Annotated in this window: 19 protein-coding genes; 7 read left to right on the top strand and 12 right to left on the bottom strand. The window is 71.4% G+C overall.

The window, feature by feature from the left end:
- Positions 1–14 precede the first annotated feature (14 nt).
- The gene (locus ACIGA3_RS00585; RefSeq protein WP_399708667.1) at positions 15–866 is read left to right on the top strand and encodes a helix-turn-helix domain-containing protein; all 852 of its coding nucleotides are present in this window, start codon (positions 15–17) and stop codon (positions 864–866) included.
- Positions 867–934: 68 nt separating this feature from the next.
- Here ACIGA3_RS00585 and ACIGA3_RS00580 read toward each other — a convergent pair whose 3' ends face one another.
- The 3 genes from ACIGA3_RS00580 to ACIGA3_RS00570 all read right to left on the bottom strand — a co-directional run bounded on the left by ACIGA3_RS00580 (position 935) and on the right by ACIGA3_RS00570 (position 4,552).
- Positions 935–1,504 carry a TetR/AcrR family transcriptional regulator gene (locus ACIGA3_RS00580; RefSeq protein ID WP_399708664.1) on the bottom strand — a complete coding sequence of 190 codons (570 nt, stop codon included), beginning with the start codon at positions 1,502–1,504 and terminating at the stop codon, positions 935–937.
- Between the two features lie 43 nt (positions 1,505–1,547).
- The gene (locus ACIGA3_RS00575; protein ID WP_399708661.1) at positions 1,548–2,969 is read right to left on the bottom strand and encodes an alkaline phosphatase PhoX; all 1,422 of its coding nucleotides are present in this window, start codon (positions 2,967–2,969) and stop codon (positions 1,548–1,550) included.
- A 155-nt stretch (positions 2,970–3,124) separates the two neighbouring features.
- Complete coding sequence (locus ACIGA3_RS00570; RefSeq protein ID WP_399708658.1) at positions 3,125–4,552, bottom strand: hypothetical protein; 1,428 nt, start codon at positions 4,550–4,552, stop codon at positions 3,125–3,127.
- Positions 4,553–4,816: 264 nt separating this feature from the next.
- Here ACIGA3_RS00570 and ACIGA3_RS00565 point away from each other — a divergent pair, with 264 nt between their 5' ends.
- Complete coding sequence (locus ACIGA3_RS00565) at positions 4,817–6,640, top strand: endonuclease/exonuclease/phosphatase family protein (RefSeq protein ID WP_399708655.1); 1,824 nt, start codon at positions 4,817–4,819, stop codon at positions 6,638–6,640.
- Positions 6,641–6,716: 76 nt separating this feature from the next.
- On the top strand, positions 6,717–7,613 hold the full coding sequence (gene dapA, locus ACIGA3_RS00560) for a 4-hydroxy-tetrahydrodipicolinate synthase (RefSeq protein ID WP_399708652.1): 897 nt from the start codon (positions 6,717–6,719) through the stop codon (positions 7,611–7,613).
- Between the two features lie 85 nt (positions 7,614–7,698).
- Here the strand turns inward: dapA and ACIGA3_RS00555 are convergent, their stop codons facing one another.
- From ACIGA3_RS00555 to ACIGA3_RS00525, 7 genes are all read right to left on the bottom strand, one after another.
- The gene (locus ACIGA3_RS00555; RefSeq protein ID WP_399710740.1) at positions 7,699–8,868 is read right to left on the bottom strand and encodes a TerD family protein; all 1,170 of its coding nucleotides are present in this window, start codon (positions 8,866–8,868) and stop codon (positions 7,699–7,701) included.
- Between the two features lie 96 nt (positions 8,869–8,964).
- Positions 8,965–9,954: a zinc-dependent alcohol dehydrogenase family protein gene (locus ACIGA3_RS00550; RefSeq protein ID WP_399708650.1), complete on the bottom strand. Its 990-nt coding sequence runs from the start codon at positions 9,952–9,954 to the stop codon at positions 8,965–8,967.
- Positions 9,951–10,817: a carbohydrate ABC transporter permease gene (locus tag ACIGA3_RS00545; RefSeq protein WP_388991916.1), complete on the bottom strand. Its 867-nt coding sequence runs from the start codon at positions 10,815–10,817 to the stop codon at positions 9,951–9,953. The genes ACIGA3_RS00550 and ACIGA3_RS00545 overlap by 4 nt, the downstream gene beginning before the upstream one ends.
- Entirely contained in the window at positions 10,814–11,761 is a 948-nt protein-coding gene (locus ACIGA3_RS00540) for a carbohydrate ABC transporter permease (RefSeq protein WP_399708647.1), read from the bottom strand. Before ACIGA3_RS00540 ends, ACIGA3_RS00545 begins: the two co-directional genes overlap by 4 nt.
- A 14-nt stretch (positions 11,762–11,775) precedes the next feature.
- Positions 11,776–13,149, bottom strand: coding sequence for an ABC transporter substrate-binding protein (locus ACIGA3_RS00535; protein ID WP_399708644.1), 1,374 nt, complete (start codon positions 13,147–13,149; stop codon positions 11,776–11,778).
- A gap of 181 nt (positions 13,150–13,330) precedes the next feature.
- Positions 13,331–14,101, bottom strand: coding sequence for a DeoR/GlpR family DNA-binding transcription regulator (locus ACIGA3_RS00530; RefSeq protein WP_399708641.1), 771 nt, complete (start codon positions 14,099–14,101; stop codon positions 13,331–13,333).
- Between the two features lie 295 nt (positions 14,102–14,396).
- The gene (locus tag ACIGA3_RS00525; protein ID WP_399708639.1) at positions 14,397–15,206 is read right to left on the bottom strand and encodes an NAD-dependent epimerase/dehydratase family protein; all 810 of its coding nucleotides are present in this window, start codon (positions 15,204–15,206) and stop codon (positions 14,397–14,399) included.
- A 238-nt stretch (positions 15,207–15,444) separates the two neighbouring features.
- On the opposite strand from ACIGA3_RS00525, the gene ACIGA3_RS00520 reads away from it, so the two are divergent.
- The 3 genes from ACIGA3_RS00520 to ACIGA3_RS00510 all read left to right on the top strand — a co-directional run bounded on the left by ACIGA3_RS00520 (position 15,445) and on the right by ACIGA3_RS00510 (position 18,194).
- Positions 15,445–16,608: a hypothetical protein gene (locus ACIGA3_RS00520; RefSeq protein ID WP_399708637.1), complete on the top strand. Its 1,164-nt coding sequence runs from the start codon at positions 15,445–15,447 to the stop codon at positions 16,606–16,608.
- A gap of 89 nt (positions 16,609–16,697) precedes the next feature.
- Positions 16,698–17,285, top strand: coding sequence for a TIGR03086 family metal-binding protein (locus ACIGA3_RS00515; RefSeq protein ID WP_399708634.1), 588 nt, complete (start codon positions 16,698–16,700; stop codon positions 17,283–17,285).
- A 111-nt stretch (positions 17,286–17,396) separates the two neighbouring features.
- Positions 17,397–18,194, top strand: a complete 798-nt coding sequence (locus tag ACIGA3_RS00510; protein ID WP_399708631.1) for an HAD family acid phosphatase — start codon at positions 17,397–17,399, stop codon at positions 18,192–18,194.
- A 24-nt stretch (positions 18,195–18,218) separates the two neighbouring features.
- Here ACIGA3_RS00510 and ACIGA3_RS00505 read toward each other — a convergent pair whose 3' ends face one another.
- Together ACIGA3_RS00505 and ACIGA3_RS00500 are read right to left on the bottom strand one after the other, a co-directional pair.
- Positions 18,219–19,676, bottom strand: coding sequence for a peptidoglycan D,D-transpeptidase FtsI family protein (locus ACIGA3_RS00505; RefSeq protein WP_399708628.1), 1,458 nt, complete (start codon positions 19,674–19,676; stop codon positions 18,219–18,221).
- A 99-nt stretch (positions 19,677–19,775) separates the two neighbouring features.
- Positions 19,776–20,549: an IclR family transcriptional regulator gene (locus ACIGA3_RS00500; RefSeq protein ID WP_030815425.1), complete on the bottom strand. Its 774-nt coding sequence runs from the start codon at positions 20,547–20,549 to the stop codon at positions 19,776–19,778.
- A gap of 173 nt (positions 20,550–20,722) precedes the next feature.
- Here ACIGA3_RS00500 and ACIGA3_RS00495 point away from each other — a divergent pair, with 173 nt between their 5' ends.
- Positions 20,723–22,252 (top strand): aldehyde dehydrogenase (NADP(+)), encoded by a 1,530-nt coding sequence (locus ACIGA3_RS00495; RefSeq protein ID WP_399708625.1) that lies wholly within the window; start codon positions 20,723–20,725, stop codon positions 22,250–22,252.

The following is a 22,252-nucleotide window of genomic DNA, read 5'->3' as shown; positions in this document are numbered from 1 at the left end:
GCAGGTGCGTACCGGTGAGCACGGATTATCAGCAGGCACGAGAGGCACTCGGGGTACGGCTGCGCGAACTCCGGCTCTCCGCCCCTGGGGGCCGGCTCACCGGCGCTGAGGTTGCCGGGCGCAACGGGTGGAACAAGTCCAAGGTCAGCAGGCTGGAGAACGCCAGGCAGACCCCGACCTCCGAAGACCTGCGCGGCTGGGCGGAGGCAACCGGTCAGCCGGAGGCGTACGAGGAGCTGGTCGCGCGCCTCCGTGGCTTCGAGTCCCACATCAGGTCATGGCGGCGTCACCTGGCCTCGGGGCACAAGGCCGTCCAGGACGCCCACCTGAGCGCTCATGCCGAAGCCTCGGTGTTTCGCGGCTATGAGTCCTCCATGATCTTCGGAATCCTCCAGACGCCGGACTACGCTCGGTCGGTCTTCACGAGGTACGCGGAGCTGCAAGGATCGCCACGCGACACCGAGGAAGCAGTCCGATCCCGGATGAAGCGGCAAGAAGGGCTGTACGACTCCTCGAAGCGGTTCCACCTCATCCTGTGGGAAGCGGCCCTACGCACCTTGATCTGTCCGTCGTCGGTGCTCGCGGCCCAGCTTGATCGCCTTGCGGGGGCCGTCGGTCTGGATACGGTCGAGCTGGGAATCATCCCCCTTTCCGCCCCCCTCAAGATCCCCCCGGCCACGGCTTTTTGGATCTACGACGATCGCCAGGTGATCGTTGAGAACTGGCACGCCGAGTTGTGGATCGACGACGGGGCGAGCGTCGACACGTATCTGCGGACCTGGAGGACGCTGCGGGAGTCCGCCGTATATGGCATCGACGCTCAGAAGCGCATCAGTGAGGCAAGACGGGCGCTGAGCTTCCACTGAAGTGCCGGACTGGCGGACGAGCCCAGCCGATTTCGGGGGCGGCCGAATGACGGCGCGTCCGCTGGGGGCTACGGGCGCGGGGGCTGCAGTCGGATTCCCTCCAGCAGCAGCCCCAGGTACCGCCTGATCTCTCCCTGCCCGCCTCCCAGTTCCGCCGCCGTCGCGACCCCGTGGGTGAGGCGGAGGAGGTCGGTGGGGGTCAGGTCGGGGCGGAGGGTGCCCTCGGACTGGGCCAGGTCGACCAGGCGGGTTGCCGTGGACTTCACTACCGTGCCGCAGGCTGTGAGGGGAGTGTCTGTCACGGCTGACCCCAGGAGAGTCTTCAGGCCCCGGACCTGGATCGTCGCCACGCACACCTCGTGGAGCCACTCCGTCAGGGCCTCGCCCGGGGACAACGTCCGCGACAGTTCCTCGCCGCGTTCGCCCAGTGCCTCGATCCGGGCCGCGTACGCCGCTTCCAGGAGGGCTCGGCGGGTGGGGAAGTGGCGGTAGAGCGTGCCGGAGCCGACGCCGGCGCGTTTGGCGATGTCGTCCAGGGAGGCGTTCTCACCGTGTTCGGCGAACGCCGACGCCGCCGCGGTCAGGAGGCGTTCACGGTTGCGCCGGGCGTCCGCCCGCATGGGCCTGGGGTGGGGCATGCGGGTGCTTCCTGTCGGGCGGGAGGGGGTTGGCCCCCGGAGTCTAGCCCCGTCGCTGCCGCTTCCACGGCCCCGTGATCGCCAGCATGATGCCCGGCTGCTGGATGTTGGCGAAGAGGGTGTGGCCGTCGGGGGAGAAGGTGACACCGGTGAACTCGCTGTACTCGGGGGCCGTATCCGTGCCGATGTTGAGTTCGTTGCGGGCGATCGGGTACGTACGGCCGCTGTCGGTCGCGCCGAACAGGTGCTGCGCGCCCTCGCCGTCCTCGGCGATGATCAGGCCGCCGTAGGGGGAGACGGTGATGTTGTCGGGGCCGTCGAACACGCCCCCGGTGCCGAGGAGCACCTTCAGGGTCAGCGTCCGGCGCCGGGGGTCGTAGAACCACACCTGGCCGTCGTGCCGTACGGGGCTCTCCTCGCGGGCGTAGGACGAGACGACGTAGACCCCGCCGTCGCCCCACCACATGCCCTCCAGCTTGCGGGCCCGTGTCACCTGGCCGTCGCTGAATTGCTTACGTACTGGGACCGTACGCGCGTCCCGGTCGGGTACGTCGGCCCAGTCCACGCCGTACACCGTGCCGATCCGCGTCGCGCGCGAGAGGTCGTCCACGAAGCGGCCGCCGGAGTCGAAGCAGCGGAACGCCTGGAGGGCGCCCGCGTCGTCCGCGAGGGTGCGCAGCCGGCCCCGGCCGTGGTGGAAGCCCTCCGGCGGGGTCCAGCGGTAGAGCAGGCCGTTGGGGCCGGACGCGTCCTCGGTGAGGAAGAGGTGGCCCCGCTTCGGGTCGACCACCACGGCCTCGTGGGCGTAACGGCCCAGTGCCTTCAGCGGCCCCGGCGCACGGTTGGCGCGGCTGTCCGCGGGGTCGACCTCGAAGACGTAGCCGTGGTCCTTGGTCATGCCGTTCTGTCCGGCCCGGTCCTCGGTCTCCTCGCAGGTCAGCCAGGTGCCCCAAGGAGTGCTGCCGCCCGCGCAGTTGGTGGACGTACCGGCGATGCCGACCCACTCGGCGACCTGGTCGCGGCGGACCTCCACCACCGTGCAGCCACCCGCGGCCGCCGGGTCGTACACCAGGCCCTCGGTCAGCGGCACCGGGTGCTCCCAGCTCGCGCGCGGGCCCTTCAGCTCGTGGTTGTTCACCAGCAGCACCGCACCACGCGGACCGGCGAAGGCGGCCGTGCCGTCGTGGTGGGACGGGGTGGACTCGCCCGACTCCAGCCGGGTACGGCCGCTGTACGTCACCACCCGGTACGAGAAGCCCGCGGGCAGCGCGAGGATGCCGTCCGGGTCGGGGACGAGCGGGCCGTAGCCGACGCCGGGGTGGCCGTGCGCGTCCTCCGCGCCGTCGAGGTCGGTCGCGGCGAGGGCCTGCGGGGCGGTGGCGAGGGCGCCGACGCTGCCCGCGAGCACGACCCCGGCACCGGTGACCGCGGTCGTCCTGGCGAAGTCCCTGCGGGTGAGTGACATGGTGTCTCCTGTGACGGTCGGGATGCCCGTGGCGGAGGGCGAGGGTGGCGCGGGCCTCGTTCGGCCGACACATTTCCGCCCGTCACTGAACGGGAGTTGAACACCGCACCGCGCCCAGGACACCGCTGCCGTACACCCCAGGAGACAGGGCCCTGTCAGTTCCCCTGTTGCTGCGACCTCGCCTTGAACGCCGCCTTGCGCGCCTCCTTGGCCACCCGCTTGTCCGGGTGCAGCCGTCCCATCGCCTCCAGCACGTCCGCCGTCGCCGGGTGCTCCACCCGCCAGGCGGCCGAGAAGAACCCGCTGTGCTGCTCGGCCAGCCCCTCCACCAGCGCCTGCAGCTCCTCGGAGTTGCCCTCCGCCTGGAGCTGCGCGGCGATCGTGTCGACGGTCAGCCAGAACACCAGGTCCTGCGACGGCGCGGGCACGTCCGGCGCGCCCCGCTCGCTCAGCCAGACCCGGGCGAGACCGCCCAGCTCCGGATCGTCCAGCACCTCCCGCAGCGCGGGCTCGGCCGCCGCGCCCACCAGGGACAGCGCCTGCTGGCAGCGCAGCCGCCGCAGCGGCGCCCCGGCGTCCGCACCCCGGGCGGCAGCCAGCAACTCCCGCGCGGCAGCGAGGGGTTCACGCAGTCCGAGCCACTGCTCGGTCTCGGCACGCGCGGCGAACTCCCCGTAGGACGCGGTGCCGTCGAGCAGTGCGTCCGCGCCCTTGTCGGCCAGCTCGCCCACGGCCGGAGCCTCGAACCCGGCCTCCAGCAGCCGGGCCCGCAGCCCGTACAGCCCGAGCGGGGTGAGCCGGACCATGCCGTAGCGGGCGATGTCGTCCTCGTCGACCGGCTCGGCGGGCTCCTCCTCCGCGTCGGCCATCAGCTCCTCGTCCACCGGCCGGTACTCCACCAGACCGATCGGCTCCAGCATCCGGAACTGGTCGTCCAGCTTCATCATCGTGTCGGAGACCTGCTCCAGGACGTCGTTGCTGGGCTCGTCCAGGTCTTCGGGGACGATGATGGAGGCGGCCAGCGCGGGCAGCGGCACCGGGCTCTCGCCGGGTCCGTCCTCACCGACGGTCAGCAGATAGAGGTTGCCAAGGACGCCGTCGAGCAGCTCCGCCTCGCCCTCGGGGTCCCAGTCGAGTGACGAGAAATCGATCTCGCCGCCCTCCTCCAGGGCGGCGGCCAGCCCGTCCAGATCGGGCACCCCGGCGTCCGCGACGACCGTCTCCAGCGCGGCGAGCCAGAGCGTCAGCACGTCGTGCGGGGCGCCGGTCAGCAGGGCCAGGTCCGCGCCGGGGGCCACGGTCCCGGCCTCCTCGTCGGTGATCTCGACCAGGCCGGCGTCCACCGCCACCCGCCATGCCTCGGCGGCGTACGCGGCGGCGTCGTCCCCGGTCAGCGCGAGCAGCTCGGCGGCCGCGGGCAGCTGTTCCTCGACCAGGCTCCCGCCCGCGTCGACACGGGTCTCCGGGTTCGCCCAGCGGGCGAGCCGGGCGGCGCGGGAAAGCAGCGGGGTGGACAGCGCGGCACGCGCCAGCTCCGCTTCGGGACGCAGCCGTACGGGCGGCAGGGGGGAGCTGTCTGACATCGGCTGGTTCTCCTCGGACCGGGAAAGCACTCAACCGCTCAGCCTAGACGGGTTTGGCCGCGAGCCGCCCGGTTCCGGCCCCGGTCACCCCTCGTACGTGGCCGAAACCTTGACAACTCCAGTCGCCAGGCAGGAGATTGACGCGCGTAGAGGTGGGGGGACAACTGTTCACTCGGCTCTACGCGTGTCACAGAGGGCGACGAGCCCCACACGCTGCTGTGCGTTCCCGTCCCGGCGTTCCGTCACGTTCCCGGAGGAATCCCCTTGCCGAGCAGGACTTCCGCGCGTCTCGCCGCGCTCACCGTCGCCGCCGTGTGCGGCGCCGCGTCCGCCGTCGTCGCCACCTCGCCCGCGCACGCCGACTCGGTGCGCGTCCACGACATCCAGGGCACCACCCGCCTCTCGCCGTACGCGGGCAAGCAGGTCGCCGACGTGCCCGGCGTCGTCACCGCCGTACGCACCTACGGTTCGTCCAAGGGCTTCTGGCTCCAGGACCCGAACCCGGACGCCGACCCGGCCACCAGCGAGGGCGTCTTCGTCTTCACCAGCTCCACGCCGAAGGCCGCGGTGGGCGACTCGGTCACCGTCGCCGGCACCGTCTCCGAGTACGTGCCGGGCGGCACCGCCTCGGGCAACCAGTCGGTCACCGAGATCACCAAGCCCGTCGTCACCACGATCTCCACCGGCAACGCCGTCCCGGCCCCCGTCGTGATCACCAAGCGCGCGGTGCCGGAACGATACGCCCCGGCGGGCGACCCGGCCGCGAACAACTCCGTCAACGCCCTCCCGCTCGCCCCCGCGACCTACGCCCTCGACTACTACGAGTCGCTGGAGGGCATGAACGTCCAGGTCGGCGACGCCCGCGTGGTCACCGGCACCGACCCGTACAGCGAGCTGTGGGTCACCGTGAAGCCGAAGGAGCACCGCACCGAGCGGGGCGGCACCCTGTACGGCTCCTACGACGCGCAGAACACCGGCCGTCTCCAGATCCAGTCCCTCGGCGCGACAGCGGACTTCCCGAAGGCGAACGTCGGCGACACCCTCGCCGGCACCACCACCGGCCCGCTGGACTTCAACCAGTTCGGCGGCTACACCCTGGTGGCGAGCGCTCTCGGCACGCTGGAGAGCGGCGGCCTGGAGCGGGAGACCACGCGCAAGCAGGCGGCCGGCGAGCTGGCGGTGGCGACGTACAACGTCGAGAACCTCGACCCGTCCGACGCCACCTTCGACGCGCACGCGTCCGCGATCGTGAACAACCTGCGCTCGCCCGACATCGTGTCCCTGGAGGAGATCCAGGACGACAACGGCGCCACCGACGACGGCACGGTGAGTGCGGGCGCGACGGTCGGCAAGCTGATCGACGCGATCCTCGCGGCGGGCGGTCCGCGCTACGACTGGCGCTCCATCGACCCCGTCGACAAGCAGGACGGCGGCGAGCCGGGCGGCAACATCCGGCAGGTGTTCCTCTTCAACCCCGAGCGGGTGTCCTTCACCGACCGCGCGGGCGGCGACTCCACCACGGCGGTCGGCGTCGCCAAGGAGCGCGGCAAGGCCCGGCTGACGGTGTCGCCCGGCCGTATCGACCCGGCGAACGCGGCGTGGGCCAACAGCCGCAAGCCGCTGGCCGGGGAGTTCGTGTTCCGGGGCCGGACGGTCTTCGTGATCGCCAACCACCTCAACTCCAAGGGCGGCGACCAGCCGCTCACCGGGCAGTACCAGCCGGTGGTCCGCAGCTCGGAGACGCAGCGGCACGCGCAGGCGACGGAGGTCAACACCTTCGTGAAGTCCCTGCTGAGCGCCCAGAAGGACGCGGACGTCATCGCGCTCGGGGACATGAACGACTTCGAGTTCTCCGACACCGCGAAGATCATGGAGGGTGACGGGCAGCTCTGGTCGGCGATCAAGTCGCTGCCCCGCAGCGAGCGTTACACCTACGACTACCAGGGCAACGCGCAGGTGCTCGACCAGATCCTGATCAGCAAGGCGATCCGCCGGGGCTCGTTCGCGTACGACAGCGTGCACATCAACTCGGAGTTCCACGACCAGATCAGCGACCACGACCCGCAGGTGCTGCGCTTCCGACCTTGATGCTTAAGGTCTGCTTGGCTGCATCTCGTAGCAGATTTAAGTGGAGCTTCATGGTCGTGGTGCCGAGACTACGACCATGAGGCATCGGAACGCACCCTTCGGCCGCACGCTCTGCGCGATGGTCACCCCGTTCATGTCGGCCGGCACGCTCGACCTGGACGGGGCGGCCCGCTTGGCGGCCCGTCTCGTCGCCGGGGGCTGCGACGGACTGGTCCTGAACGGCACCACGGGCGAGTCGCCCACCACCACGGACGCGGAGAAGCGGGAGCTGATCGCGGCGGTCCGCTCGGCGGTGGGCGACGCCGTCCCGCTGGTGGCGGGCGTCGGCACGGCGGACACCCGGCACACCATCGAACTGACCCTCGCCGCGGAGAAGGCGGGGGCGGATGGGGCGCTTGTGGTCACGCCGTATTACAGCCGGCCCCAACAGGCGGCGGTGGAGGCCCACTTCCTGCAGGTCGCGAACGCCTCGGACCTCCCCCTGATGCTCTACGACATCCCCGGCCGCACCGGCACCCGCATCGCCCCGTCCACGATGATCCGCCTGGCGGCACACCCTCGCATCATCGCCGTCAAGGACTGCTCCTACGACTTCCTCGGCATCCAGAAGGTCCTGGCGGAGACGGAGTTGGCGTACTACGCCGGGTGCGACGAACACATTCTCCCGCTGTACGCGGTGGGCGCCGCCGGGTGCGTGAGCACGATCGCCAATGTGGTGCCGGGGGAGGTGGCGGGGATCTTGGCGGCGTTCGACGCGGGGGACACGGCGCGAGCGGCTGAACTCCAGTCCCGCGTGACTCCGTTGATCGAGGCGATGATGGCCTCGGACTTGCCGGGCACGGTGACGGCGAAGGCCCTGCTCAACGCCCTCGGCCTTCCGGCAGGGCCGGTACGGACGCCGCTGCTGACGGCGGACGCGGAGACCACGGCGGACCTGTTGGTCCGCTACCGGGCACTCGTCCCGAACGGCTGAGTGGGGAAGCTCGGGCGCACCGTTCGGTGTCCGGCCGGGGTCCCTGTGACGGGCCCCGGCCGCGCGTTCTAGACCTGAACCTCCGTCACAGAGCCTGGGCCCCCGGCTTCACCATGTTCCGGACCGTGCGGGCCTTTACGAAGTCGCCCAGGGCTGTCATGTCCCACTCGCCGGAGTACTGGCGGACGAGCTTCGCCATCAGGACGCCGGTCTGGGGTTCGGCGGAGGTCAGGTCGAAGCGGGCGAGTTCTTCGCCGGATACCGGGTCCACCAGGCGGCAGTACGCCTTGGCGACCTCGGTGAACTTCTGGCCGGAGAAGGAGTTGACGGTGAAGACCAGGCCCGTCACCTCCTGGGGGATGCGGCCGAGGTCGACCGTGATGACCTCGTCGTCTCCGCCGCCCTCGCCGGTGAGGTTGTCGCCGGAGTGCTTGACCGCGCCGCCCAGGATGGACAGCTTGCCGAAGTAGCAGCTGTCGACGGCGTTGCGCTGGGGGCCGTAGGCGATGACCGAGGCGTCCAGGTCGATGTCCTTGCCCCGGTAGGCGGGCTCCCAGCCCAGACCCATCTGGACGCGGGAGAGGAGAGGGGCACCGCCCTTGACCAGGGAGACCGTCTGGTTCTTCTGGAGGTTCACCCGGCCCTTGTCCAGGTTGATCTTGCCGGCGCCCGGCGCGGGGGCCGGAGGTGCCTGGGGGACCGGGGGTGCCTGGGGGACCGGGGGTGCCTGCGGCGCAGAGGGCGCGGACACCGGCTGGGCCGGTTCCTCCACCGTCACCCCGAAGTCCGTGGCGATGCCCGCCAGGCCGTTCGCGTAGCCCTGGCCGACCGCGCGGGCTTTCCACTGGCCGTTGCGCCGGTAGATCTCCACGACCACCAGGGCCGTCTCTGCGCCGAGGCCGGGCGGGGTGAAGGAGGCCACGACCGAGCCGCCGTCCGTGTCGCGGATCGTGGCCGTCGGCTCGATGCCCTGGAAGGTCTGGCCCGGCGCGTCCGGGCTCGCGGTGACGACGATCTTCTCGATGTCCGGCGGCACCGCGGCGGTGTCGACCACGATCGCGTCCGGCGCGGAACCACCGCCCGAGCGGTAGGTCACGCCGGGGCCGGCCGGCTGGTTGTAGAAGATGAAGTCGTCGTCGGAGCGCACCTTGCCGTCGGCGGTGAGCAGCAGGCCCGACACGTCGAGCCGCACCGGTGCGGCCACGTCCACCGTCACACGGGCGGCCGGAAGCGGGACGTTGGAGCCAGGGGTCATAGCGGTCATGCCGGGTGAACGAACGACATCACTTTGCCGTTCCCTTACCCGGCGCCGAGACCCCCGTTCGGGTCACGGCGCCGGGTAAGGCACAGGTCAGGGCGTCACCACGATCTTGCGGCCGACGCCCGCCGCGAACTGCTCCAGCGCCTGCGGGTAGTTCTCCAGCGCGATCCGGTCGCTGATGAACACGTCCGGGTTCAGCACCCCGCCCGCGAACAGCTCCGCCGCCCGCTCGAAGCTGTGCAGCACCGCCATGGAGCCGGTGATGGTGATCTCCTGGTTGTAGATGCGGTACGGGTCGATCGTCACCCGCGTCGCGTAGTCGGCCACGCCGAACTGGAGGTAGGTGCCGGCCTTGGCGACCCGGCCCAGGCCGTCCTGGATCGCCGCCGCGTTGCCGGTCGCGTCGATGACGACCTCCCAGCCCTGCGGCCGGTCCAGCTCGTCCGCGTTCGCCGCCGAACCCGAGACGCCGAGCAGCTTGGCGGTCTCCAGCCGGGCCGGGTTGATGTCGACCATGTCGACGCTCGCCGCGCCCGTGCGCTTGGCCAGCTCCAGCATCATCAGGCCCATGGTGCCGGAGCCGTAGATCAGGACATGGGCGCCGAGGCGGGAGTTGAGGATGTCGTAGCCGCGCACCGCGCAGGACAGGGGCTCGATGAGGGCCGCGTCCTGGGGGCGGACGTGCTCGGGGAGCTTCACGCAGTTGGCCACGGGCGCGACCGCGTACTGGGCGGCGCCGCCGGCCGTGGTGACGCCGATCGCGGCCCAGCGCTCGCACATGTTGTTGTGGCCGTCGCGGCAGAAGCGGCACTCGTAGCAGTACAGGGACGGGTCCACCGCGACCTGGTCGCCGACCGCGACCTCGGTGACCTGGCTGCCGATCCCGACGACCTGGCCCGCGAACTCATGGCCCGGCACGATCGGCAGCTTGGGCGCGAACTCGCCCTGGAGGATGTGCAGATCGGTACCGCAGATCCCGCACGCGGCGACCTCCACGACCACGTCGCGCGGACCCGGCGTCGGGTCGGGGACCTCGGTGACGACGGCGCGGCCCACGGACTCGATGACGGCGGCCTTCATTTCACGGCTCCCAACGACAGACCCTGGACCAGCTTGTCCTGGGCGGCGAACCCCGCGGCGAGTACCGGCAGGGAGATGACGAGCGACGCGGCGCACACCTTGGCCAGGAACAGGCCCTGGCTGGTGATGAAACTGGTCAGGAAGACCGGGGCGGTCTGCGCGACCACACCGGTCAGCACACGAGCGAACATCAGCTCGTTCCAGCTGAAGATGAAGCAGATCAGGGCGGTCGCCGCGATGCCCGGAAGGGCGATCGGCGCCACCACGCGGCCCAGCACCGTGGGCAGCCTGGCCCCGTCGATCTGCGCCGCCTCGATGATCGCGACCGGTACCTCGGAGAGGAAGGACTGCATCATCCACACCGCGATCGGCAGATTCATGGACGTGTAGAGCACGATCAGCGCCCAGATGTTGTCCAGCAGCCCGGTGTCCTTGGCGAAGAGGTAGATCGGCAGCAGGCCCGCCACGGCCGGCAGCATCTTGGTGGACAGGAAGAAGAACAGGACGTCGGTCCACTTCTTCACCGGCCGGATGGACAGCGCGTACGCGGCCGGCAGGGCCAGCACCAGCGTCAGCACGGTGGACACCACGGACGCCATCGTCGAGTTGATCAGCGCGGGCCAGGGGCTCGCCCCGCCGGCCACGCCGAAGAAGTCGCGGTAGCTGTCCAGGGTGAGCGAGGCGGCGAGGGAGGGCGGGTTGGTCGCGGCGTCCGCCTCGGAGTGGAAGGACGTGAGCGTCATCCACAGCAGAGGCAGGACGAACAGCAGGCCGGCCAGCCAGGCGACCGCGGACAGGGCGGCGCCCTTGGCGCCGGGGCCGGAGCGGGTCCGGCGCGCGGGAGCGGTGACGGAGGTCGTCATGCGCGGGTGGCCTCCTCACGGAACAGGGACGACACGACGCGCAGGGCGAAGGTCGCGATGACGATCGAGCCGATGACGACGAGGACACCGGCGGCGGAGGCCAGGCCGTTCTCGTGCGCCTGGTAGAAGGTCTGGTAGACGGTGTACGGCAGGTTCGCGGTGCCCAGGCCGCCGGAGGTGATCGTGAACACCGCGTCGAAGTTCTGCACGATGTAGATCGAACCGAGCAGCACGCCGAGTTCGAGGTAGCGGCGCAGATGCGGAAGGGTGATGTGGACGAAGACCTGCCAGCCGTTCGCGCCGTCCATCCCCGCCGCCTCGATCAGCTGCGAGTCGCGGCTCTGCAGCCCGGCCAGCAGGATCAGCATCATGAACGGCGTCCACTGCCACACCAGCGAGGCGGCGACCGCCGCCAGCGGCATCTCGGAGATCCAGTCCGGCTGTGGCGCGCCGCTTCCGCCGAGCCAGTGCAGGACGCCGTTGAAGAGGCCGTACTCGGGGTTGAACAGCACATGCTTCCAGAGCAGGGCGGACGCGACCGGCACCAGCAGGAAGGGCGCGATGAGCATGGTGCGCACGGCGCCCCGGCCGCGGAAGCGGCGGTTCAGCAGCAGCGCGAGGACCAGCCCGAGCACCAGGCTGACCAGCACCACGGAGACCGTCAGCACGACGGTCGTCCACACCGACTGGCGCAGCTCGGACGTGCTGAGGACGTCGGCGTAGTTGGACAGGCCGGTGAAGTGGCGGTCGTCCGGGTAGAGCGCGTTCCACTTGAAGAACGAGATCACCAGGGTCGCCACGAACGGCAGCTGCGTGACGGCGATCATGAAGATCAGGGCGGGCAGCAGCGGGGCGCGGGTGGCCCAGCCGCGCATACGGTTCGAGGGCCCGGCCGCCCGCCGCGCGGTGGCGGCGGCGACGGGGGCCGATGTCGTTACGGTCATGATCCTCGTACTTCTTACTTCCGGTACTTCTTGCCGACGGCCTCGGCGTACGACTGCGACCTCTTCAGCGCGCTGTCCACGGACTGACGTCCGGCGATGGCGGTGCTGATCTCCTGGGCGACCTTGGTGCCCAGGTCGGTGAACTCGGGGATGCCCACGAACTGGATGCCGGGCGCGGGCCGGGGCTGTACGCCCGGGTTCTGCGGCTCGGCGTTCGCTATGGCGTCCCTGGTGACGTCCGCGAAGGCGCCCGCCTCCTTGGTGTACTCCGGGATCTCATAGGTGGACGCGCGCTTGCCGGCGGGCACGTTCGACCAGCCCGCGGTCTTGCCGACGAGGTTCTCGTAGCCCTTGCCGGACGCCCACGAGATGAACTTCCAGGCGTCGTCGGGGTGCTTGGACGCCTTCTGGATGCCCCAGGCCCAGGTGTAGAGCCAGCCGGAGCTCTTGGTCTTCTCGACCGGGGCGGACACGTAGCCGATCTTGCCCTTGACCGGGGAGCCGGCGGCCTCCAGCGAGCCCGCGCCCGCCGTGGCGTCGTACCACATCGCCGTCTTGCCCTGCGTCATGTTGTTCAGGCACTCGGCGTAGCCGGACTGGGCGGCTCCCGACTCACCGTGCTTGCGCACCAGGTCCACGTAGAACTGCGTGGCCTTCTTGAACTCGGGGGAGTCGAGCCGCGCCTTCCAGTCCTTGTCGAACCAGGTGCCGCCGAAGGTGTTGACCACCGTGCTCAGCGGGGCGATCACCTCGCCCCAGCCGGGCAGTCCGCGCAGGCAGACGCCCTTCATGCCGGGCTCGGCGCCGTCCGCCTTCGCGGCGATGTCGGCCACCTGCTTCCAGGTGGGGTGGGCCGGCATCTTCAGCTTCTTCTTCTCCAGGACGTCCTTGCGGTACATCAGGAAGGAGGACTCGCCGTAGAAGGGCTCGCCGTAGAGCTTGCCGTCCGCGCCGGTCAGCGCCTGCGTCATCGGGGCGAGGATGTCCTTCTGGTCGAAGGCGGTGTCGCTCTTGACGTAGCTGTCCACGGGGTGGAGCCAGCCGTTCTTGGCGTAGATCGGGATCTCGTAGTTGCTGAGGGTGGCGACGTCGTACTGGCCCGCCTGGTTGGCGAAGTCCTGGCTGATCTTGTCTCTGACATCGTTTTCCGGCAGGACGGTGAAGTTCACCTTGATGCCGGTCTTCTTGGTGAAGTTGGCGGCGGTGAGCTTCTGGAGCTCCACCATCTGCGGGTTGTTCACCATCAGGACGTTGATGGAGTGGCTCGCCGATCCACCGCCGCCCGCGCCGCCCGCTCCCGCGCAGCCGGTGAGGAGGGGACTGATGAGCGCTCCCGCGGCGCAGGCGGCGAGGAGGACGCGTGGCGTACGTCGGCTCTGGGTTGGCATGAAGGGGTGCTCCTGATCGCTTGTCGGTCCCGGAAAGCGGAAGGTCGGTGGTGCGGGTGGTGTGGGTGGTGCGTGGGGTGCGTGGGGTGTGCCGGGCCGGCCGTGCGGCTCGCCGCGGGCGCGGCGGACGGCCGGGTGGTGTAGGTGGTGTGCGGGTGCGGCGGTACGAGGTGGCCCGGGGTCAGACGCGGATGACCTGTGGGCCCTGGAGCGAGTAGCGGTGGGCCTCGGCGGCCGGGAGCTGGGTGCTCGTGACGATCGCGTCCAGCGCGCCGATCTCGGCGAACCGGCAGAAGCTGACCGCCCCGAACTTGGTGTGGACGCCCGCGAACACCGTGCGCCGGGCGGCCCGGATGGCCTGCGCCTTGACCTCGCTGACGGCCGGGTCGGGCGTGGTCAGGCCGTGTTCGCGGGAGATGCCGTTGGCACCGAGGTAGGCGAGGTCCACCACGAAGCCGGCCAGCATCTTGGTCGTCCAGTGGTCGACGGTGGCGAGTGTGCCCGCCCGCACCCGGCCGCCCAGCAGCAGGACCGACACGTTCTCGGCCTCCGCCAGGGCGCCCGCGACGGGCAGCGAGGCGGTCACCACGGTCAGCGCCCGGCCGGTCGGCAGGGCCTCGGCGATGAGCTGGGGGGTGAAGCCCTCGTCGACGAAGACCGTCTCCGCGTCCCCGAGCAGCTCGGCCGCGGCGGCCGCGATCCTGCGCTTCTCGGGTACGTGGCTGGTGGCGCGGAAGGCGAGCGTGGTCTCGAAGGCGGCGCTCTCCACCGGGTAGGCGCCGCCGTGGGTGCGGCGGACCAGCCCGTGGTCCTCCAGCGCGCGCAGATCGCGCCGGATGGTCTCCTTGGCCACGCCCAGCTCGTCGGCGAGCGCGGTGACGTCGACGGAACCGGTGGCCCGCGCCGCGCGCACGATCTCGCGTTGGCGTTCCTCGGCCGTCCTGGTGTTCATGTCGTCACCCGCTCTCGTCATTGAGATGCCCGCTGGGATGCCCGTTCGGGCCCTGGGGGAAGTTCTACAGCGGACACGCGGCGCTGACCAGGTCTGTTCCATGCCCGATCCTGCCCGTGTGTGCCCGATCACATCTCGCCGGGCCCGTCCCGGACCTGCGCGGCAGCGGGGTACGGGGTGGGAGCGGGCGCCGTGCGTGCCCGAACACGACCTCGGGCGGGCCCGTTTGGTGCCCGCCCGAGGTCGTGAGCGATCGTTTTCGGCCTGCCGGCCGTTGGCGAGCCCGCCGGTGTGGTCAGTACGGCCAGATCGGCGGGTCGGTGAGGAAGTGGCCGCCGAGGCGGTCGTGGGCCGGGTTCGCGGGGTCCAGGTCGCCCTGTTCGGCGATGAGCTTCCCGGCGTACGGCTCGGAGTCGTCCTCGGGGGTGTAGCCGAGGGTTCGCGCGGAGGTGAGGTCCCACCACAGGCGGGTGTTGGCGGAGGAGCCGTAGGCGATGGTGTGGCCGACGCCCTCGGCGGTCAGGGCCGCGTGGAAGAGGCGGGCGGCGTCGGCGGGGCTCAGCCAGATCGAGAGCATGCGCACGCTGGTCGGCTCCGGGAAGCAGGAGCCGATGCGTACGGAGACGGTCTCCAGGCCGTGCCGGTCCCAGTAGAGCTGGGCCAGGTCCTCGCCGAAGCACTTGGAAAGGCCGTAGAAGGTGTCCGGGCGGTGCGGGGTGTCCACCGGGATGCGGGGGTCGTCCGGAGCCGGGACGGGGGTGTGGCCGACCGCGTGGTTGGAGGAGGCGAAGACCACGCGGGGGACGCCTTCGAGGCGGGCGGCCTCGTAGAGGTGGTAGGTGCCCTCGATGTTGGACTTCAGGATCTTCTCGAACGGGGCTTCCAGGGAGATGCCCGCGAGGTGCAGCACCGCGTCCGTGCCGCGTACCGCCTCGCGCAGCGCGTCCAGGTCGGCCAGGTCTGCGGTGATGGCCTCCGGGGCGTCAGGGATCGGGCGGGCGTCGAGGAGGCGGAGGGTGTAGCCGTGGGCCGGCAGCAGGGAGCGCATCAGGGTGCCGAGGCCGCCTGCGGCGCCGGTGAGCAGGATGGTGCGGGGTGCGGGCATCTTCGGTCTCCTTGCCGGTCCGGCCTGTGCTCGGCCGTGAGCGCCTTGTTCACATCCTTGGCGAAGCTAGAGAGGGGGCGGGGGTGGGTCAAGTGGGTGGGGTAATGCGGCCAATTGGCTGGTGGACACGGGATGTGCGCGACCTTGACCGCCCTCGGCCGGGATCGTAGCGTTCACGCATGCGGACGCCGGTCAGCCTGCTGCCTGGTGGTGCGGTCGGGCCGCCGGAGGAGGAAACGTGCGGGCGTCGGCGTTCGTCTACCCCTGGGACGTCAACGGCGACCCCGAGGCCCCCGGTCGGCTCGCCTCCCTGGGTGTGGACCAGGTGACCCTGGCCGCCGCCTATCACTCCACCCGCGCGCTCACCCCGCGCCATCCGCGCCACCGGATCGTCACCGCCGAGTACGCGGCTGTGCTGTATCCGCCGGGCGAGCAGTGGGCCCACCGCGACCTCCGGCCCCACCCGGCCGGCGACTGGGCCCCCGGCGACGCCTTCGGTGAGGCCGCGTCGGCACTCGTCTCCGCCGGTCTCGAGGTGCACAGTTGGGTCGTCCTGGCGCACAACTCCCGCCTGGGCGCGGAATATCCGGCCACCTCCGTCGTCAACGCCTACGGCGACCGCTACCCCTGGGCCCCCTGCATCGCCCAGCCCGCCACCCGCGCCTGCTTGACCGACCTGGCCGCCGAGGCGGCCGTACGCCCCGGTGTGAGCGGTACCGAGCTGGAGTCCCTCGGCTGGTACGGCCTCCAGCATCTGCACGCCCACGACAAGACGGGCGGGGTGAGGCTGGGGGAGGCCGGTCAGTATCTGATGTCCCTCTGCTTCTGCCCGGCCTGCCGGGTGGGGTACGGCGAACAGGGTCTGGACGCGGAGGAGTTGGCCGCTGGTGTTCGGGCCGCGCTGGAGCCGGTGTGGCGTGGTGCGGCCGACGACGGCGGCTGGCGGGACGTGGAGCGGTGGCTCGGCGCGGAGACGGCGGCCGCTACGCGCGCGTGGCGGGAGACGGTGGCCCGTACGCTCCAGGAGGAGGTGGTCGCCGCAGTCCGCGCGGCCGCCCCCGAGGGCTTCCGGGTACTCCTGCACGCTGACCCTGTCTCCCACCACTGCGGAGCCAACGCCGGCGTGGACCCGGCCCACATACTGGCGGTGGCGGACGGTGTGGTCGTCCCCTGTGTGGACGGCACACACCGCCTGGCGCCGTTCGCCCGGCACGCCCACGAGGACACGGTCCTGGCGGCCAACCTCACCGTCGTCTCGGGCCTGGGCGGCGCCCCCGCCCGCCTCGCGGCCGACGCGGCCCGTGCGCGCGCCGAGGGGGCGAACGAGCTGCGGCTGTACCACGCCGGGCTGGCCTCGGACGCGGACTTGGCGGCGGTGCGGGAGGGGCTTGCGGGGTTGTGAGCGGGGCCGGGGTCGGGCGCCGATGAGTTTCGGGCGGCCAGGGGGTCACCCCTTTCGTACCCCCGGTGCGCACCCGCGAGGAGCCCGACATGACCGACTCGACCCTGGATCTCGGCCCGCAGGCCCGGATCGTGGCCCGGCTCGCCGAGGCCGTGACCGACGAGCAGCTGTCGGCGCCCACACCGTGTCCGGACCTCTCGGTACGGAACCTGCTGGGCCATCTGCTGCACCTGTCCATCGCCTTCCGGGACGCCGCCCGCAAGGACCTCGGCGCCACCACCGACACGGACCCCACCGCCACGGTCCCCGACATCGGCCCCGGCTGGCGCGCCGAGCTGCCCAAGGCGCTGGACGAACTCGCCGACGCCTGGCGCGACCCGGCCGCCTGGACCGGACGGACCCGCGCCGGGGGAGTGGACCTCCCCGGCGAGATCGCGGGCGCCGTCGCCGCCGACGAACTGGTCATCCACGGCTGGGACCTGGCCCGCGCCCTCGACCTCCCCTACACCCCCGACCTCCCCGCCCTCACCTCGGCATACGGCTTCCTCCTGGCCGCCGCCGAGGAGTCCGACGGGGGAGGCGGCATTTTCGGCCCGGTGATCCCGGTCCCCGTCGAGGCCCCCTTGCTGGACCGGGCGGTGGGCCTCAGCGGCCGCGATCCGGGCCGGCGGGCATAGGGGGCGGGGGCGGAGGTGGTGAGTCCGCCTCCGCCCGGCCAGGGCGCTGGCTTGATCTCGATCCTGCAACGTCCGGCCCACGGATGCGATGACGCGCGTAGAAAACGTGTCATGCATAAATCACTGCGGATCGCGGCCGCCACCGCCGCCTGTGCGCTCGCCGGTGGTGCCCTGTACGGCGCCGGTGCGGCCACCGCCGGGCAGTCGACGGCGAACTCCACCCATGAGCCTTACAACATCGGGCTCCTGGTGAAGGACCTGGACACCTACTACGGCACCACCGCCGACAGCGCGGGCAAGTACCAGGCGTCGCCGGCCAGTCCGTACGCCAAGGACCTGGCGCGGATCGACGCCGACGCCAAGCGGTACATCGACAAGGCGGCCCGCAAGGCCCACCACCGGGGCGAGAAGCCGGCCGTCGTCTTCGACATCGACGACACCCTGCTGCTCAGCCTCGACTACGAGAAGCGCTACAACTACACGTACGACTCCGCCACCTGGAACGACTACGTGAACCGCGCCGACCGCCCGGAGGTGTTCGGCAGCCCCGAGCTGGTGCGGTACGCGACCGCCAAGGGTGTCGCGGTGTTCTACAACTCCGGCCTCAGCGAGGCCCAGCGCGCCGGTGCCGTGGAGAACCTCAAGAAGGTCGGCGCCGACGTCAACCTGGACGCCGGCCACATGTTCCTCAAGGACAAGGCCAACCCGCCCGCCTACCTGTCCGGTTGCGCCACGCCGGGCACCTGGACCTGCACCACCGTCCAGTACAAGTCGGGCACCCGCAAGCACATCGAGCGGGACCTCGGGTACGAGATCATCGCCAACTTCGGCGACCAGTACTCCGACCTGGACGGCGGCTACGCCGACCGCACCTACAAGCTGCCCAACCCGACGTACTTCGTCTCCTGACGAATCCTGTCGACCCGGCGGCGCTCAGCTCCGCTTGAGCGCCGCCGCCATCATCGCCCTGGCCACCGGAGCCGCGAGGCCGTTGCCGCTGACCTCCGAGCGGGCCGCGCTGGACTGCTCGACCATCACCGCCACGGCGACCTCCTGGCCCGTGCTGTCCGACTTGCCGTACGCGGTGAACCAGGCGTACGGCGTCTCGCTGTTGTTCGGGCCGTGCTGGGCGGTGCCGGTCTTTCCGCCGACCGTCACCCCGTCGATGAGCGCGTTGCGGCCGGTGCCGTCCCGGACCACCGTCTGCATCGCGGACTGGAGCTGCTCGGCGGTACGGGCACTGACGATCCGCTTGCGATCCCCGTCCTTGAAGTCCTTCAGCACATCGCCGTCGCCACTGGTGAGCTGCGACACCATGTGCGGCGCGACCAGCTCGCCGCCGTTCGCTATGGCGGAGGAAACCATGGCCATCTGGAGCGGGGTGGCGGTGACGTCGTACTGCCCGATGCCCGACAGTGCGGTCAGCGCCTTGTCCATGCCGGACGGGTACACGCTCGGGTAGGCCCTGACCGGGATGTCCAGCTTGTCGTCGTCGAAGCCGAACTTCTCGGCCATGGCCCGCACCTTGTCCTGGCCGAGGTCGACGGCCAGCTTGCCGAAGACGTTGTTGCAGGAGTACTGGAGGGCCACCCGGATCGAGGCGTTCGCGCAGGGCGCCGCGGTGTTCTCGTTCGGCAGCTCGCGGGTGGTGCCCGGCGGGGTGTAGGGGGCCGGGCTCTCGGTGCGCTGGTCCACGTCCGTGTACAGGCCGTCCTCCAGCGCGGCCGCGGCCACGACCAGCTTGAACGTCGAGCCGGGCGGCAGCGGCTGGCGCATCGCGCGGTTGACGAGCGGCTTCTCCTTGTCCGTGGTGAGCCGCTGCCAGGCCGTCCCCGCCGTGTTCGCCGCGGTCAGCGCCGAGGGGTCGTAGGACGGCGTCGAGACCATGGCGAGGATCTTGCCGGTCTTCGGGTCGATCGCCACGGCGCCGCCCGTGTTGCCGCCCAGCGCCCTGTATCCGGCGCGCTGTACGGCCGGGTCGATCGTGGTGATCACGTTGCCCGGGTCGGCCCGCCGTCCGGTGATCGTGTCCATCGCGGTGCGCAGCCGGGTGTCCGTGCCGTTGAGCAGGTCGGCGTAGACGCCCTCCAGCTGGGTCGGCGCGTACGCCTGCGAGGCGTAGCCGGTGACGGCCGCGTACAGCGAGCCGTCGGTGTACGTGCGCTTGTACGCGAGGTCGCTGCCCTTGGCGCGGCCCGAGCCGGTGACCGGCTTCCCGGCCACGATGATGTCGCCGAGCGGGCGGGAGTAGGTGCCGATGGCGTTCCGGCGGTTGTCGTTGGCGTCCGCGAGGGCCTTGCCGTCGTAGAACTGCACCCAGGTCGCCCGGAGCAGCAGGGCGAGCACGAGCAGCAGGGAGAAGACGGCGGCGCGCCTGATCGTCTTGTTCATGGCGCAGGGGAAGACGCGCCGGACGGGCCGTTCCGTTCCCGTCCGGACACGGTTCTCATCACATGTTCAGATTTTCAGTGCCGATGTCGTGTGTGCGGCTCACAGCCGCCGGGTCGCCAGCGTCAGCCGGTCCCGCGCGTCCAGCAGCGCGTCCTTGATCATCTGCTCGTGCGCCGGGGTGAGCCGCGCCACCGGCACCGAGCAGCTGACGGCGTCACGGGCCGGAGTGCGGTACGGCACGGCGACCCCGAAGCAGCGCAGGCCGAGGGTGTTCTCCTCGCGGTCCACGGCGTATCCCTGCTCGCGGACGCGGTGCAGCTCGGCGATCAGCTCCTCCCGGTCGGTCACCGTGTGCTCGGTGAGCGCGGGAAGCTTCTCGGGCAGCAGCGCCCGCACCTGGTCGTCGGTGTGCGTGGCGAGCAGCGCCTTGCCCAGCGAGGTCGAGTGCGCGGGCAGCCGGCGGCCGACGCGGGTGAAGGGGCGCAGGTAGTGCTGGGACTGGCGGGTGGCCAGGTAGACCACGTTGGTGCCGTCCAGCCGGGCCAGGTGGATGGTCTCCGTGGTGTCGTCCGCGAGCCGGTCCAGCGCGGGCCGGGCCGCCGCGACCACCTCGTCGCCGTCGATGTAGGAGGTGCCGACCAGCAGCGCCCGTACCCCGATGCCGTACCGCGTGCCCGTCGCGTCCGTCTCCACCCAGCCCAGCTCCACCAGGGTGCGCAGCAGCATGTACAGGCTGGACTTGGGATAGCCCACGGCCTCCTGCACGTCCGCGAGGGAGTGCATGCCGGGCCGCCCCGCGAAGTACTCCAGCAACTCCACCGTCCGCACCGCGGACTTGACCTGCGCCCCGCCGCCCGTCTCGGCTGCCGTCATCGCTTCTCGACCCTTCGCTCGGCTGACGCCCGGAGGCTGCGGGGACCTGGATGCCGATGGCCCCGGACCTATAGTCTCCGAGCAGCTCATTCACCATCGGAGACGGCGTTCAGCATATCGAACGAGCCGATGGCCGAATCCCGGCAGTGCGGCCTTGTCTGGAGGGACCCGCGGTGACAGCAGCACCAGTCTGGAGTGTCGACCCGCGTACGGGGAAGCACCGGGAACAGGTCGCGGTGGAAGCCACGGCCGACGAGGTCGACGCCACCGTCCGGGAGGCGCACGCCGCGCGCGGTGCTCTTGCGGACCGCACCGTACGGGCCGCCTTCCTGCGCTCGGCGGCCGCCGGTCTGGAGACGGTCAGCGCGCTGCTGATCGAGGTCGCCGACGCCGAGAGCGCCCTCGGCCCGGTCCGCCTCACCGGCGAACTCGCCCGCACCGCCTACCAGTTGCGGGCCTTCGCCGACCTCGTCGACGAGGGCGCCTTCCTGGACGTCGTCATCGACCACCCCGACCCCGCCGCCACGCCGCCCGTGCCGGACCTGCGCCGCTGGAAGATCCCGCTCGGTGTGGTGGCCGTCTACGCCGCCTCCAACTTCCCCTTCGCCTTCTCCGTCGCGGGCGGCGACACCGCGAGCGCGCTCGCCGCGGGCTGCCCGGTCGTGGTCAAGGCCCACCCCGACCACCCGGCGCTGTCCGAGCTGGTCGCCAAGGTGCTGCGCCGGGCCGCCGCCGGGCACGGACTGCCCGCGGGTGTGGTCGGCCTGGTGCACGGCTTCACGGCCGGAGTCGACCTCATCCGGCACCCGCTGGTCGCCGCCGCCGGCTTCACCGGGTCGGTGCGCGGCGGGCGGGCCCTGTTCGACGCGGCCGCCGCGCGCCCGGTGCCGATCCCGTTCCACGGCGAACTGGGCTCCCTCAACCCGGTCGTGGTCACCGAGGGCGCGGCGGCCGGGCGGGCGCAGGAGATCGGCGCCGGCCTCGCCGCCTCCATGACCCTCGGCGTCGGCCAGTTCTGCGTGAAGCCCGGCCTGGTGCTGGTGCCCTCCGGGGCGCACGGCGACGGCCTGGTCAAGGCGCTCATGGACGCCGTCAGCGACACCGAGCCCGGCGTGCTGCTCGACCACCGTATGCGGGACGCCTTCCTCGCGGGCGTCGGCGAGCGCGCGGCCCTGCCCGAGGTGGAGTCGCCGGTCACGCCGGGCGCGGCCGGGGCGCACACGGTCGGCGCGGGCTTCCTCACCGTCCCCGCGGCCCGACTCAACCAGGCGGGCGCGCACGAACTGCTGCTGGAGGAGTGCTTCGGCCCGGTCACCGTGGTCGCCCGCTACGCCGACGAGGACGAACTGACCGCCGTACTGGACCGGCTGCCCGGCAGCCTCACCGCGACCGTGCAGCTCTCCCCGGCCGAGGCGGCGGGGGAGGGGGACGCCGCCTCGCTGCTGGCCCGGCTGACCCCGCTGGCGGGCCGGGTCCTGGTCGACGGCTGGCCGACCGGGGTCGCGGTGGCCCCGGCCCAGCACCACGGCGGCCCCTACCCCGCCACCACCTCCACCTCGACCTCGGTCGGCGGCACCGCCGTCGAACGCTGGCTGCGCCCGGTCGTCTACCAGAACACCCCCGAGCCCCTGCTCCCGCCCGAGCTGCGCGACGACAACCCCCTTAATCTGCCCCGGCGTTACGACGGAGTGCTCGAGCGCTGA

It is taken from the genome of Streptomyces sp. NPDC085596 (genome assembly GCF_044541565.1).
GTDB lineage: Bacteria > Actinomycetota > Actinomycetes > Streptomycetales > Streptomycetaceae > Streptomyces.
Note: the sequence above shows the minus strand (reverse complement) of the source record. Positions and strands in the feature narration are given on the sequence as shown.

Excerpts from the sequence above, each read along its gene's own strand:
- ACIGA3_RS00570 (WP_399708658.1), bottom strand. The coding sequence starts at position 4,552 with ATGTCAGACAGCTCCCCCCTGCCGCCCGTACGGCTGCGTCCCGAAGCG.
- ACIGA3_RS00505 (WP_399708628.1), bottom strand. The coding sequence starts at position 19,676 with ATGAACAAGACGATCAGGCGCGCCGCCGTCTTCTCCCTGCTGCTCGTG.
- ACIGA3_RS00515 (WP_399708634.1), top strand. The coding sequence starts at position 16,698 with ATGACCGACTCGACCCTGGATCTCGGCCCGCAGGCCCGGATCGTGGCC.
- ACIGA3_RS00530 (WP_399708641.1), bottom strand. The coding sequence starts at position 14,101 with ATGAACACCAGGACGGCCGAGGAACGCCAACGCGAGATCGTGCGCGCG.
- ACIGA3_RS00545 (WP_388991916.1), bottom strand. The coding sequence starts at position 10,817 with ATGACGACCTCCGTCACCGCTCCCGCGCGCCGGACCCGCTCCGGCCCC.
- ACIGA3_RS00555 (WP_399710740.1), bottom strand. The coding sequence starts at position 8,868 with ATGACCCCTGGCTCCAACGTCCCGCTTCCGGCCGCCCGTGTGACGGTG.
- ACIGA3_RS00540 (WP_399708647.1), bottom strand. The coding sequence starts at position 11,761 with ATGACCGTAACGACATCGGCCCCCGTCGCCGCCGCCACCGCGCGGCGG.
- ACIGA3_RS00550 (WP_399708650.1), bottom strand. The coding sequence starts at position 9,954 with ATGAAGGCCGCCGTCATCGAGTCCGTGGGCCGCGCCGTCGTCACCGAG.
- dapA (WP_399708652.1), top strand. The coding sequence starts at position 6,717 with ATGAGGCATCGGAACGCACCCTTCGGCCGCACGCTCTGCGCGATGGTC.
- ACIGA3_RS00500 (WP_030815425.1), bottom strand. The coding sequence starts at position 20,549 with ATGACGGCAGCCGAGACGGGCGGCGGGGCGCAGGTCAAGTCCGCGGTG.
- ACIGA3_RS00580 (WP_399708664.1), bottom strand. The coding sequence starts at position 1,504 with ATGCCCCACCCCAGGCCCATGCGGGCGGACGCCCGGCGCAACCGTGAA.
- ACIGA3_RS00575 (WP_399708661.1), bottom strand. The coding sequence starts at position 2,969 with ATGTCACTCACCCGCAGGGACTTCGCCAGGACGACCGCGGTCACCGGT.
- ACIGA3_RS00510 (WP_399708631.1), top strand. The coding sequence starts at position 17,397 with ATGCATAAATCACTGCGGATCGCGGCCGCCACCGCCGCCTGTGCGCTC.
- ACIGA3_RS00525 (WP_399708639.1), bottom strand. The coding sequence starts at position 15,206 with ATGCCCGCACCCCGCACCATCCTGCTCACCGGCGCCGCAGGCGGCCTC.
- ACIGA3_RS00535 (WP_399708644.1), bottom strand. The coding sequence starts at position 13,149 with ATGCCAACCCAGAGCCGACGTACGCCACGCGTCCTCCTCGCCGCCTGC.